The following is a 12,318-nucleotide window of genomic DNA, read 5'->3' as shown; positions in this document are numbered from 1 at the left end:
TCTTTGTTGTGGCTGGGTTTGTGGGCGGTCAGGGGCAGCTTCGCCGGGCAACGGCCCTTCGCCGTCGCTTAGACACAACCGACAAGCGTCACTGCGGTCGCTGAGCGACCTTAGCGACGCGGTCGGTCGCGATGCGCTCCTTTCCGAAGGACCGCGGCCCGGTTGGTGCGTCTCCCACCAAACGCTCGCTCACGTTTGGCGGGTTTTGCGTGGACGCTCGCTCACGTTTGGGCTATTTGTAGCCCTTGGCGAGGGCTGCTTCTGTGTCGCGGATGACGGCGTCGCGCACTGCGGGGGCGAGGGGTCCCCGGGGTGGGCGGCAGGCTCCTCCGTGGAGGCCAACGATATCCATGGACAGTTTGATGGACTGGACGAATTCTGTCTTGCTGTCCCAACGCAGCAGGGAGTGCAGATCGCGGTAGATCTCGCGGGCTCGGTTTAGGTCTGAGAGATCGCCTGAGGTTGAAAGCCGGTAGAGCTCCAACGTGGATTCCGGAATCGCGTTCGGGTAGCCGGCTACCCAGCCGACGGCACCGGCGAGGCCCATCTCGACGACGGTGTCGTCGGTGCCGATGAGAAGGTCCACCTCAGGGGCGAGTTCCTTGATTTCGTAGGCGCGGCGGACGTCGCCGGTGAATTCCTTGACGCCGACAATGAGGCCTTCGCCGTGGAGACGGGCGATGAGCTGTGGAGTCAGGTCCACTTTGGTGTCGATGGGGTTGTTGTAGGCGACGATCGGCAGCCCGACGGCGGCGGCGCGGCGGTAGTGGTCCACCACCTCGTCGTCGTTGGCGCGGTACGCATTCGGAGGGAGCAACATGAGCGCCTTGGCGCCAGCCTCGGCCGCCTGCTCGGCCCACTTCTGCGTCTGCAGCCCGCCGTATGCGCCGATGCCGGACATCACGGTGAAGCCCTCGGGCGCGGCCTCGACGGCCGTCGTGATGACGCGGGCACGCTCTTCATCGCTCAGCGTTTGGTACTCGCCCAGTGATCCGTTGGGGGCTACGCCGTCGCAGCCTGCGTTGGCCAGGAAGCGGACATGCTCAGCGTAGGCGTCGTAGTCGATGCTGAGATCGTCCTTGAACGGCAGTGCGGTTGCGACGAGTACGCCGTGCCAGGGTTTGCGGGTTTCAGTCATGGTTGGTCCTTTCGGTGGGGCACACGCGGCGCCGTCATTGTGCTGCCGTGAGATACCTCACAGCCTAATCTACCATGTGACATTGCACAGGTGGTCTAAAAATGGGTGCCGGGCCGAAACCCGGCACCCGGGTTTGCTGAATTACGTCAGCTGAAGGGGCTAGCTCGCGGGAACGACGTATTGTTTCTCGGCGACCTTGCCGAGGCCTTCGGACAGACCGGCGTCGGTCAGTAGCTTGGTGATGGTGCCGTCCGCGCGCTGTGCGGTGATGCCGGCGTTGAGTGCCTCCTGCAGGCTCTTGTTGCCCTTGGTCATGGGGAAGGCAGCCTCGGGTGCGTGGGCGATGGCCCCGACGCGTGCGTCCGGTTTCTCGTTCGCGAGGGCGACCTTGACTCCGGAGGCGCCCTTGAACTGAAGCACCTGCACGCCGTAAGCGTCGACGTCGGCGTCCAGGCGTCCGGCGTCGAAATCCGCCTTGAGCTCGACGCTGCTGGGGTAGGTGACAAGCTTGTCGCCCAGGATCTTCTTGAGGTCCTCAACCCAAAGGTAGCCATCGATCGTGCCGACCTTGTTCATCTTCTCCAGGTCCGAGACGGTGGTGGCGCCCGATTTGGAAACGATGCCCATGCCGTCGAGGTAGGTGGACGCGGAGAAATCGACGGCCTTGAGGCGTTTCTCGGTTGCGTCGATGGTGCCCACCGCGAGGTCGATGTTGCCGCCGGAAATGGATTGCACGGCATCTGCGTAGGTGGCCTGCTGGTAGGCGGGTTCGAGGCACTCGTCCTTCGCAATCTTGCTGACGATCGCGATGTCGATGCCATTGGGCTTTCCGCTGTTGTAGCTGCTGAACGGCGGGATGTCGATGACGCCGACCGTGAGCTTTCCCGGTGCGACCGTCTGGACGCCCTGGTGCTTTGGCGTGCACGAAGCGGTGCTTGCGCCCGAGGATCCGCCACAGGCTGTCAGGCCGAGGCTGAGGGCGATCGCGCTGGCAGTCAGGATGCCGGCGCCTTTGAGACGGTGGGTATTCATGGTTCCTCCTGGTGGTGTTGGGGGTGCTGCAGGATGTCGGTGGAGCGGTGGAGCGGTGGAGCGGTGGAGCGGTGGAGCGGTGGGGTGGGGGATCTTCACGCGTGCCGGGCCATGCGCTTCTCGAAGAAGACGGTGATCCACGTGGCCGGCATGGAGATGGCGGCGTAGCAGAGGCCAGCGAGGGTGAAGATCTGGAGGTAGTTGAAGTCCTGGCTGCCGATGTTGTACGCGGACTTCATGAGCTCCGGGACCGCGATCGCGTACGCCAGGGACGTCCCTTGGAACATTTGGATCGCGACTCCCATGAGCCCGGGGATTGCCGAGCGCATGCCTTGCGGCATGATGACCCGGAAGAAGGTGTCGCGCTGCGACAAGCCAAGGGCGTTGGAAGCCTCAAGCTGTCCGCGGGCCACCGACTGTAGGCCTGCCCGCATGATCTCGCTTGAGTACGCCGCTGAGTTCCACGTGAGGGCGAGGCAGGCTGCGGTGATGCTTTCGAAGGCGATCCCGAACTTCGGCAAGCCGTAGTAGAAGAGATAGAGGATCACCAAGGCCGGTGCGCCGCGGCCAACCTCGACGACGGCGAGTCCGAGGGTGCGGACGGCCAGGTTCTTGGCGGTCACCATGAGGCTGAGTGCCAGTCCCAATGGATAGCCGAAGAAGATCGAGATGCCGGCGATCAGGAGACTGACGCCGAGGCCGGACATCATCTGCGGGAGGTAGCCCGCCCATTCTGTTAGCCAGGTCATGCGTAGATGGCCTTCCTCATGCGGGAATCGAGTCGGCGGGACAAGTAGGCCACCGGCAGGCTCAGCACGATGTAGAGAATGCCCACGATGATGTAGGGCAGGATCCCTTCCACGCTGGGGTGCTGCCGGGCGAAGGCCTGGGATTGAAAGACCATTTCAGTGACGATGATCGTCGAGGCGATGGAGGAGTCCTTCAGCAGGCCCGTCAGGTAGGTCGCGATGGAGGGGGAGACGATCCGGAAGGCCTGCGGGACCATCACGCGGTAGAACGTGGTCCCGCGGGTCAACCCGAGGGCATTCGCTGCCTCGCCCTGGCCGCGCGGCACGCCCTGTAGCCCGCCTCGGTAGATCTCGGCAAGGTAGGCAATGGAGACGACGCCGAGCCCCACCACCGCTGCGCCCACCGGGTTGAACTTGAAAGTGCCGATCTGGATGCCGAACTTGAGCAGGAACAGCCACACGATGATCGGCACGCCGCGGACGAGGTCAACGAAGAGCCGCGACGCCAGGCGAACCAGGACGTTCGACGACGACAAGCCCACCGCGAGTGGAACGGCGCCGACGATGCCAATCGCGAACGCAGACAGTGTCAGCATGATCGTCATGGGAAGCCCCTGAAGGACCGCGGAGAGTGCGTCCATGTCAGCGCTCCAGCACTGCGCGCAGGAAGCGTCGGGTGCGGGCCTCCTGCGGATCGCTCATGATGGCCCGGGGATCACCCTGCTCGATGATTTTGCAATCGGCCATGACCACGAGCGTGTCGGAGACGTCGCGGGCGAACTGCATCTCGTGGGTCACCACGATCATCGTCATGCCATCGGCGGCGAGCTCGCGCATGACGGCCAGGACTTCGAGCCCTACCTCCGGATCGAGCGCCGACGTCGGTTCATCGAAGAGCATGATGCCCGGATCCAGGGCCAGGGCGCGGGCAATGGCAATGCGCTGCTGTTGGCCGCCGGAGCATCGCCCCGGGTGCTGCGATGCCTTCTCCTTGAGGCCCACCCGCTCAAGCAGCTGCATCGAGCGCTCGTCGGCCTCTTCCTTGCTGCGTCCGAGGACCTTCTGCTGTGGAAAGCTGATGTTCTTCAGCGCGGACATGTGCGGGAAGAGATTGAATGACTGGAACACCATGCCCACCGTGCGCCGAAGTGCCGCGAGATCCCGGCTGCTGACGTCCTTGCCCGGCTCGATGGTGTGCTGGGCCACCTGAATGGTGCCGGAATCGGGCCGCTCCAGGAGGTTGATGCACCGCAAGAAGGTGCTCTTGCCTGCGCCAGAGGGGCCGATAAGGGCAGTGACAGTCCCCGGCTGGACGTGCAGGGAAACATCATCAAGGACGACGTGGTCGCCATAGTGCTTCGAAATGTTGTCTAGCTTGATGCCGAAACGGGGAGCGATCCTGCCGTCCGCAATTTCTGAAAGGGTCATAGTGATCTTCCATGTGGTGAGCAAGTGAACATCGACGATGTGGTCTATGTCACGTGATATGTGCAATGGTACATGACACTGTAGAGGAAAAGGAAGGGCTATTTTTGGCGCCTTCGACGGATTCTCCGGCAGTGGACTCTTGACTGAAAATTCAGTCAGGATTATGGTTGAGCAATCGCATCGCCGTGATGCAGCTCACGAAAGGCTTGCCATGATCAGCACGCGCTCCCGCAAAGACGCGGGTTCCGCCGGTGCCGCATCCGCGCACAAGGACAGCTTTGGCCGTATTGAATCAGCCGGTATTGAATTCATTCCCGACGAGGAACGCTCTTCCCGCCCCCGGAACCTGTTTACAGTGTTCTTCGGGGGCAACTTCGCCTTTTCGGTCATCGTCTTCGGTTGGCTTCCCATCACGTTTGGACTGGACTTCGTCGGCGCCGCCACGGCCAGCCTGACCGGGCTCCTCGTTGGTACCGCCTTGATCGCTCCGATGGCACTTCTCGGTCCGCGGACCGGCACGAACAACACCGTTTCCAGTGCCGCGCACTTCGGCACGCGCGGGCGGTTGATCGGTTCCGCCCTGACGCTGCTCTTTGCCCTCGCCTACGCCGCAATCGCTGTCTGGACGTCGGGCGATGCACTGGTTGCCGCCGCCCAGCGGCTTCTGGGCGTGCCTGTCGATGGCACCACGCTGGCAATCGGGTACGCAGTGATCTCCATTGAGATCGTGCTGGTTGCATTGTTCGGCCACGGGACGGTGGTGGCGATGCAGAAATTTGTTGCCCCGGTGGTCGGTATCCTGCTGCTCATCGGCGTCGTCGCCTTCGCTCCCACCTTCAGCCCCACAACCGTCCACGCCGACTATCTTTTGGGCAGTTTCTGGCCCACATGGATTTTGTCCGCGGTCATTTCCGTTGGCGGCCCCCTCTCGTATGCGCCCACCCTCGGCGACTACAGCCGGCGCATCTCTCGGAAGGTCCACTCGGACCAGTCCGTAGTCGGCGCCACCTGCCTGGGTGTGTTCCTGGGACTGTTTGTCACGGCACTCTTCGGCGCGTTCACAGCCTCGGCCATTCCGGAGCTCGGCGGCTCCTACGTCGCGGACCTCGTGAGATCGTCTCCGGCCTGGTACCTGTTGCCAATACTCATCATCGCCCTGGCCGGCGGCCTCGGACAGGGCGTGCTCAACCTCTACGCCAGCGGTCTGGACCTCGAAGCACTCTTCCCGCGGCTGCGCCGCATCCACACCACGCTGATAACGTCCGTCATCGCCGTCGGACTCCTTTACCTCGGCGTCTTCGTGTTCAACGCGGTGGACTCTATCACTGCCATGACTCTGGTGCTCAACGGATTCGCAGGGCCCTGGGTGGCCATCAACGTTTTGGGATTCCTGATCGCCCGCCGAGGCCAATACCACGCCGCGGACCTCCAGCTCTTCCGCGCCAGCGGACCGCGCGGCCGGTATTGGTTCAGCAACGGCTGGAACCTGCGCGCGGTCATTCCCTGGGCTGTCGGATCAGTGTTCGGTCTGCTGGCTACGGAGACTTCCCTCTACACCGGCCCGCTCTCGCAGCTCGCCGGAGGAATCGACCTCAGCTTCCTTGGCTCCACGCTCATAGGCGCAGCAGGGTACCTGATTGCCCTGCGGTTTTGGCCTGAACCCGCAGCCACGCGGGAGTCCGCACAGGAGGAAGGTGAACACGTATTAGTGTCAAACCATGAGTGACAAACTAACCCAGATCCTCACCGCCGCCACCACCTGCATCGCCAGGAACGGAGTCCGGGGAATGCGGATCAACGATGTTGCGAAAGAAGCCGGCGTCTCGCCAGGGCTCCTGTACTACCACTTCACGGACCGGGCCGGCCTGCTCGCGGCAACGCTTGACTTCATCAACAAGCAGGTCAGCAAGGACGACGCCGCGCCCTCCCCGGACACCGACGCTGACGACCGCGACCGGTACCTCAGGCACCTGCTTCTCGACGAAATCAAGGACGACGCCGGCGTTCGCCGAAATTCGGTGGCCTGGAACGAGCTCCGGGCCTGCTCTATCTTCGAACCCGAACTGGCAGAACCGCTGTCCCGGACAACGGCGGAATGGAACCGTGAGATCGCTCAGGCCATTGTTGCCGCCACCGAAGGCACCAGCGAAGAGGAGTCCGCGGTTACGGCGGAGATTCTCACGTGTTTGGTGGAAGGGATCTCTGGCCGCTGGCTCAGCGGTTTCATCACTACAGCCCATGCGCATTCCCTGTTGACGACGGCGATTGACGCACTGGCTGCGCGTCCGGTGACTTCGCAGGAACATGCCCGTCACGGCTTGGGACACTGAACCGACGGCGCAGGAGGTTGATCGTTCTTGCGCCGTTTCAGGACGGCAGCGGCCAGGCAGAACGCCAACAAACCACCGATGAAGTAGATAGCCCAGAACGGGAATCCGATGTTGGTCTGGCGTCCTGCCAGGGTTTTCTGTTCGGGGGCGTCTTTGGGGATGTCTGCGATCCGGGAGGCATGGACGAGGAGCCGGTGCGAGTTCACGCCGATGGGGGTGCACGTCACCAAGGTGATGGAATCCTCGCCCGCGGTGACCTTGAGGGATGAGATGTCGTCCGGCTTCACCACCTCGATCTTGTTCACCTTGTACAGAAACGTGTGGTCCATGACTTCGGTGGAGAAGATGTCGCCCGTTTTGGCACTGTGGAGGGGGTTGAAAAGTTCGGCGTTGGGGATTCCCGAATGTGATGTCAGGACGCTGTGTGTACCGGGGCCCCCTACGGGAAGGGAGGATCCGTAGAGGTGGCCGACTCCCTTGGCCAGGACGTCGTCGCTGGTTCCGTGGAAGATGGGCAGATCGATGTTCAGCGAGGGGTAACGGAACCGCCCTATTACGTCATCGTTGGCCACGTTCAACTGGCTCTGATAGTCCCGCAATTGCCCTTCCGCGGCAGGCGTCGGGGCCTGTGCGGAGTAGGGGTCACGCAGCTGCCCTGGGGGATGCGGGAGTTGTATTCTCGTGCGCGGTCCAGCACTTTCGTCCGGGCCGAAGGTTCAAGCTGCTCAACTTCCTGTGCGTAGCCGGAAAGCTGGCTGTTGTGGGATATCGAGCTGAACCAGTCCGCTGCCTGTGGGTAGAGGACCAGGCCAAGCCCGATGGCCGCGATCACCATCATCGTCACGAACCTCCGGTCAGCAAGACCGGATCGGATGCCGTAGCGTCCAGCCGCCCGTCTCCGGGTTCTGCGGCGACGAGGGGGGTCTTTCGGGCCGGGTTCGGAACCCTCCATGAATTCTTCGAGGGTTTGAGTCATTGGAGCCTCTTGCTTTGATGGACGGGAGAGGTGTGGGGCCTCCACCAGGCTGGCGGATGCCCCACACCTTGCATCACGGGACGCAGGTCACCGAGGGATGGCTACTTTGCCTCTTTGCGCTTCCGACGGCCGGTGACCATGAAGAGACCGGCACCTGCCAGCACAAGAATCCCGCCGGCGGTCAGGGCCCAGGTTCCCACACCACCGGTGAGGGGCAGCTGGAATCCGGCGTTGTGCAGGACGTTGTTGATCGTCACGGTGACCACCGTCGGGTCCGAACTGGTGACCGTGGTCTCGACCGGCTGGGCGAGGAGTTCGTAGCCGGCCGGGGCCTTGGTCTCGACCAGCCAGTACGACTGGTAGCCGGGCTGGCCCGGGCTTACCGCAGCCCCGTTGGCCCAGTTGGAGTAGCGCAGTCCGGAGATCACCAGATTGCCGCTGGCATCGGTGGTCCAGGAGCTGACACCGGCGATGGTGATCGCGTTGGTGCCGGCCAGAGCGTCAGCCTGGGTCGGGTACACCGAGAACGTGGCGCCGGCCAGGCTCGCGGAGGTCTTGGAGTCCTGCTTGTGAAGGACGATGTCGCCCCACTTGGTAACTACCGGAGGGGTGACGACTGGACCGCCGGGCTGGCCCGGGGTGATGGTGAAGCTGGCCGCGTTCGGGTAGACGAGGGCCGTGTTCGAAATCTGGCCGACCGTGTTCACGGTGGTGTTCACCGTTACGACGACTTTGGCCGTGGGGTTGGCGGCAAGGATCGCCCGGCCGCTGGCGGTGAAGTCGACCGTGAGGGTGTTCGTGGCCGCGTTGAACGCGATGGTGTAGTCCGTGTTCAACGTCAGTGTGGCGCCGTTGGAGAGCGCGACCGTCGAGTTGCTGTACGTCAGTTTCGGGTCGAGCTGATCCACGATCCGGTAGCCGTCAATCGGATTGACATTGGGGATGTCGCCGGTGATGGTCCACTGCACGTTGTCGCCGAGCTTGATGGCCGGGGCGTCCGTGACGGTCTTCGTGGCGCCGGTCACCGCGTTCTTGGGGTAGACGTTGACGTTGTACATCCAGTTGTTCTCGTTCACGGGGTCCGTCATGGGAAGCGTGACCAGGAACGGAGCCGAAGGAGTGACGCCGGCCGGGTAGCCGGTCTCCGTCACCAGGTACAGGCCCAAGGGAAGGTTCCCCAGGGTGGCTGTTCCGGTCGCGTCGGTCGTGACCGCGGTGCCCGGGGTGGCCGCCTGCGCGGCGGCCTGGGCCGGTGTCAGGGCTGCTGCGGCAGTCCAGCCCGCGTTGGTCGTCAGGTCAATGTTGTTGACCTTCTGAACCGTAAACGTGACTCCGGCCATGGGCGTCAGGCCCGCTAGCTGGGCAGGGGTCAGCGCTGTTCCGTTATTGGGCAGGTTGGTCGGCGTGGCCGGCGTCTGGTACTTGTGGATGGTCAGCGAACCGGTCTTGGACGGATCGATGTTGGCAATGTTCGCCGCGTGCGCGCCCCCTGCCCCGAGGGCAAGCATTGCTGCTGAGGCAATTGCGGCTAGCGAAGCAACTATTGTGCGCCTCACCTTCGATGATTTCATCGTTTTCCTTTCTTGTTGTCCCCAGGGAGATGCACGGAGCTGCGCTCAGCAATCTGGGTATGTGGGGTTTTGTCCGCTCGCCTGGTCATGATGAGGGCGAGCGAAGTCATGAGGAGGAGGATCCCGAGAAGGGCACCTCCGAAGAGGCCGGCGTTGCCGGGTCCGCCGGCGGCTGGAAGTTTCACGGCCGCCATATCCAGGACGGTGATGGTCAGGCCGTTTGCCGTCACGGATGTGCCAGCGGTGGCCGCGTCCAAAGTGATGCTGCCGTTGGCCGCAACAGTGAACTTCACGGGAGTCGCCAGGAGCGAGTAACCGTTCGGGGCCTTGGTCTCGAGCAGCCAGTACGTCCCTGGAAGCAGGTTCCTGACCTCGACCAGTCCAGGTGACCCGGACACGGCACTACTCACGCCGATCACCGTGGTGCCCATTTGCCCTGCGGCATCATTGTGGATCTCAAAGGTTGAGCCGGTCAGGGGGACGGTGGAACCCTGGGTCGGACCGGGCCCTGCTTTTTGCAGGAACAGGTGGCCCGTGGTGGGGTTCGTGGTGAAACACGCCGGGTCAAGCGGAGCCGCGCTGCCCGTAACGCATCGTGCCGGCGGGACGACCCCATTGCCGGTTGCCCCGTTCTTCAGGGTGACCAGCCACGCATTGGCGTTGACCGTCACCGAGTAGGTCAAAACCGCCGTGCCGTTGCCGGGGAGAGTGAATGACGGGGTGACCAGCTTGCTGTCCGCGCCAGGATCCGCAACGGCGACGGGTGCACCGCCATTGATGGTCAGCTTCGCCGAACCGGCAGTGAACGTGGCGTTGTTCAGCACCTGGCTCAGGTCATCCGTGAGGATGACACCGGTGATCGGGTTGACGGTGGAGTTGGTGGCCGTCACTGTATACGTGATCACCCTGCTCGCGGCCGGGTCGCCCGGATTGATGGAGGTCCCGGAAGCGGGCGACGCGGTCTTGCCCAGCGTCCACACACCCACGGGATTGACCGTGCAGGTGGTGTTGCCGGCGGGGCAGGAAGTCGGAGGCGTAACGATGGTCGAGGGGGTCAGGTAGTTCTCGAGCGAAGCATCACCCAGGTTGCCGGCGTTGTTGACTTTCACCTGATAGGTGACCACGCTCTTGGCGCCGGCAGCCACAGTGCCCGTGATACCCAGGGTCTTCGTTGCTGCACCCGAGTTGTTCGTGACAACCAACGGAGTCCCGCTTGTGGTGGTCGTGGTGATGGAATTGGCTACAAGGGTCGAAGCATCGAGGACGTCCCCGAGCCAGTCGGTGTAACTGACGGTGGCCGGGGCGGTACCGGTGGTGTTGTCGAAGGTCAACGTGTACGTCAGAACCTGTCCGGGTTGGACCATGGTTCCGGCCGCCGGATCGACGCTCTTGGAGGCGACCAGATTGGGCAGGAGGGCTGTGTTGACGAACCGGCAGGTGACCTCGGTTGAGACAGTGCCCGAGGAAACCGGAATTTCGGTGCTGTTGACGTTGAACGAGGTCCCTGTGCCGCTCTTGAACGGTGCGGCGGTGAGGTCCGGGGTGTTCCAGCATTTCCAGGTGGTGGTGTAACCGCCGGTGGCCGTGGTCTGGCTTTCGGAGAAGGTGTAGTAGACACCGCTCACCTGGGCGAGCACGGCGGCCGGGCCCACCTCGTTGCTCTGGAGTCCTGAGGCGCTGCCGGTGGTGGTAGTGGTTCCGAGCACTGCCCCATTGGCCCCTGTGTCGCCACGTTTGATGGACAGATTGAACTGGTCGCTGGCACTGACTCGGCCGCCGACGATTTCCTTCTGCAACTTCACGTGCGGCGGAGCTGGCTGGCAGGATGCCAGATCCGTACCGTTGCCGTAGGCGAGTGCTGTCCTGGTCCCCAAAGCCTGGAAGGTGTTGGGGTCATAGACGGTGACGTTGGTGCTCGTGCCGCTGTTGTTCGACTGGATGATGAGCGAGCCGTTGGAGTCGAAGGCGATGCCGTTGTACCCAGGATCGTTGGTCGCGTTGCCGATCAGAATGCTTCCACTGGAGTTGGCCAGGGTCGCGCCCGGGGTGGCGTCCACCCCGGCGATGGTGAAGATATTGACCCTTCCGGGGTAGGCCGTCTCGGCGTTGTCGACCTGGGAAAGGATGGCGTAAAGATTTCCCTGGCTGTCAAAGGCAAAGTCGCCGTTGCGGTTGGCAGGTACCGGGTCCCAGAAATCCGTTACAGGGTTGTAGTTGTAACCCAGGTAGGCGGAGGAGGAAACCTGAAGACCGTTGACGACCAGGGCAACGGCTCCGGATACAGGATCGTAGCGCCAGATGAACAGATTGACGGTCCACCGCTGCGGGTTGCTCCCGGTCACAGGGATGGCCCGGTAGCCGCCGAAGTAGTACGCGCCGTCGACCGGGTTGACCGCACCGGCCACCACACTGTTGCCTACCAGCGAAGTATCGACATTCGCTTTGACGAGAACAGGAGCGCCGGGAGTGGTCGGTTTGGGATCGTAGGAGTAGATGTTGACGTAGGAAGGGTCCGTGGGGCCGTTGTCGAAACGATCGACGAAATACATCATCCCGGTTTGGCTGCTGACGGCCAGCCCATTCGCGTTGTTGCGGACCGTATTGGTGTTTGCCATTTTGTAGTCGAGCACAGGGTTGTTGCTGGAATTCACGTGCGATCGGTAGATCCCCCCGGAGCTATCGATGGAGTAGAAAACGTTGGGCGCGCACACCTGGGACGTGGTCATCGCCATGGGCAACGCCGCCATGCCGGTATTCGCCGGGACAGACTGGCCGGCCGCTGCTGGGGAGGATCCGGCAGCGTTCGCTGTCGCCGGCATCGCCACAATCTGCAGCAGCAGGACCAGAACAGCCGCAAAACCCAAGGCCAGCCGTGACCAGACGTGGGGTGACTTCGGGGACAGCCCTACGAACGCTTCCTTGAAGACCCCCGGATATGTCGGGACGGTCATCAGGAACCGCCCCTGATCCCAGGCCTTGCTGTGGTGAATTTGTTCAATATCACCGGACACCTCACTAGTAGTAACGACCAGGCCCACGCCCGGAACTTTGCATCTGACAGGTATGTATCGGTTTCCGGAAGAACGTGACGACG

Annotated in this window: 11 protein-coding genes; 2 read left to right on the top strand and 9 right to left on the bottom strand. The window is 62.9% G+C overall.

From position 1 onward, the window contains the following. Positions 1-232 precede the first annotated feature (232 nt). The 5 genes from ACX5I4_RS20150 to ACX5I4_RS20130 form a co-directional block, all read right to left on the bottom strand. Positions 233-1,138 (bottom strand): dihydrodipicolinate synthase family protein, encoded by a 906-nt coding sequence (locus ACX5I4_RS20150; RefSeq protein ID WP_461838229.1) that lies wholly within the window; start codon positions 1,136-1,138, stop codon positions 233-235. Positions 1,139-1,297: 159 nt separating this feature from the next. Then, the gene (locus ACX5I4_RS20145) at positions 1,298-2,170 is read right to left on the bottom strand and encodes a substrate-binding periplasmic protein (RefSeq protein WP_461838228.1); all 873 of its coding nucleotides are present in this window, start codon (positions 2,168-2,170) and stop codon (positions 1,298-1,300) included. A gap of 95 nt (positions 2,171-2,265) precedes the next feature. Continuing rightward, positions 2,266-2,919 carry an amino acid ABC transporter permease gene (locus ACX5I4_RS20140; protein ID WP_461838227.1) on the bottom strand — a complete coding sequence of 218 codons (654 nt, stop codon included), beginning with the start codon at positions 2,917-2,919 and terminating at the stop codon, positions 2,266-2,268. Beyond that, positions 2,916-3,560, bottom strand: coding sequence for an amino acid ABC transporter permease (locus ACX5I4_RS20135; protein WP_461838226.1), 645 nt, complete (start codon positions 3,558-3,560; stop codon positions 2,916-2,918). The genes ACX5I4_RS20140 and ACX5I4_RS20135 overlap by 4 nt, the downstream gene beginning before the upstream one ends. Before the next feature lies 1 nt (position 3,561). Then, positions 3,562-4,347: an amino acid ABC transporter ATP-binding protein gene (locus ACX5I4_RS20130; RefSeq protein WP_390283062.1), complete on the bottom strand. Its 786-nt coding sequence runs from the start codon at positions 4,345-4,347 to the stop codon at positions 3,562-3,564. Between the two features lie 211 nt (positions 4,348-4,558). Between ACX5I4_RS20130 and ACX5I4_RS20125 the strand changes: the two genes are divergently transcribed. Both ACX5I4_RS20125 and ACX5I4_RS20120 read left to right on the top strand, forming a co-directional pair. Then, positions 4,559-6,073 (top strand): purine-cytosine permease family protein, encoded by a 1,515-nt coding sequence (locus tag ACX5I4_RS20125; protein ID WP_461838225.1) that lies wholly within the window; start codon positions 4,559-4,561, stop codon positions 6,071-6,073. Further along, positions 6,066-6,677, top strand: coding sequence for a TetR/AcrR family transcriptional regulator (locus ACX5I4_RS20120; protein ID WP_461838224.1), 612 nt, complete (start codon positions 6,066-6,068; stop codon positions 6,675-6,677). Before ACX5I4_RS20125 ends, ACX5I4_RS20120 begins: the two co-directional genes overlap by 8 nt. Here the strand turns inward: ACX5I4_RS20120 and ACX5I4_RS20115 are convergent. The 4 genes from ACX5I4_RS20115 to ACX5I4_RS20100 form a co-directional block, all read right to left on the bottom strand. Next, a complete protein-coding gene (locus ACX5I4_RS20115) occupies positions 6,659-7,276 on the bottom strand; it encodes a class C sortase (RefSeq protein WP_461838223.1) in 618 nt (205 codons plus the stop codon). The two genes, ACX5I4_RS20120 and ACX5I4_RS20115, sit on opposite strands and share 19 nt — an antisense overlap. Beyond that, the gene (locus ACX5I4_RS20110) at positions 7,252-7,653 is read right to left on the bottom strand and encodes a hypothetical protein (protein ID WP_461838222.1); all 402 of its coding nucleotides are present in this window, start codon (positions 7,651-7,653) and stop codon (positions 7,252-7,254) included. Before ACX5I4_RS20110 ends, ACX5I4_RS20115 begins: the two co-directional genes overlap by 25 nt. Before the next feature lie 101 nt (positions 7,654-7,754). After that, the gene (locus tag ACX5I4_RS20105) at positions 7,755-9,224 is read right to left on the bottom strand and encodes a SpaH/EbpB family LPXTG-anchored major pilin (protein ID WP_461838221.1); all 1,470 of its coding nucleotides are present in this window, start codon (positions 9,222-9,224) and stop codon (positions 7,755-7,757) included. Further along, positions 9,221-12,175, bottom strand: coding sequence for a DUF7927 domain-containing protein (locus ACX5I4_RS20100; RefSeq protein ID WP_461838220.1), 2,955 nt, complete (start codon positions 12,173-12,175; stop codon positions 9,221-9,223). Before ACX5I4_RS20100 ends, ACX5I4_RS20105 begins: the two co-directional genes overlap by 4 nt. Between the last annotated feature and the right edge of the window lie 143 nt (positions 12,176-12,318).

This window comes from Arthrobacter sp. MMS24-S77, assembly GCF_054888235.1.
Note: the sequence above shows the minus strand (reverse complement) of the source record. Positions and strands in the feature narration are given on the sequence as shown.

Excerpts from the sequence above, each read along its gene's own strand:
- ACX5I4_RS20105 (WP_461838221.1), bottom strand. The coding sequence starts at position 9,224 with ATGAAATCATCGAAGGTGAGGCGCACAATAGTTGCTTCGCTAGCCGCA.
- ACX5I4_RS20100 (WP_461838220.1), bottom strand. The coding sequence starts at position 12,175 with ATGACCGTCCCGACATATCCGGGGGTCTTCAAGGAAGCGTTCGTAGGG.
- ACX5I4_RS20140 (WP_461838227.1), bottom strand. The coding sequence starts at position 2,919 with ATGACCTGGCTAACAGAATGGGCGGGCTACCTCCCGCAGATGATGTCC.
- ACX5I4_RS20125 (WP_461838225.1), top strand. The coding sequence starts at position 4,559 with ATGATCAGCACGCGCTCCCGCAAAGACGCGGGTTCCGCCGGTGCCGCA.
- ACX5I4_RS20135 (WP_461838226.1), bottom strand. The coding sequence starts at position 3,560 with ATGGACGCACTCTCCGCGGTCCTTCAGGGGCTTCCCATGACGATCATG.
- ACX5I4_RS20145 (WP_461838228.1), bottom strand. The coding sequence starts at position 2,170 with ATGAATACCCACCGTCTCAAAGGCGCCGGCATCCTGACTGCCAGCGCG.
- ACX5I4_RS20110 (WP_461838222.1), bottom strand. The coding sequence starts at position 7,653 with ATGACTCAAACCCTCGAAGAATTCATGGAGGGTTCCGAACCCGGCCCG.
- ACX5I4_RS20150 (WP_461838229.1), bottom strand. The coding sequence starts at position 1,138 with ATGACTGAAACCCGCAAACCCTGGCACGGCGTACTCGTCGCAACCGCA.
- ACX5I4_RS20130 (WP_390283062.1), bottom strand. The coding sequence starts at position 4,347 with ATGACCCTTTCAGAAATTGCGGACGGCAGGATCGCTCCCCGTTTCGGC.
- ACX5I4_RS20120 (WP_461838224.1), top strand. The coding sequence starts at position 6,066 with ATGAGTGACAAACTAACCCAGATCCTCACCGCCGCCACCACCTGCATC.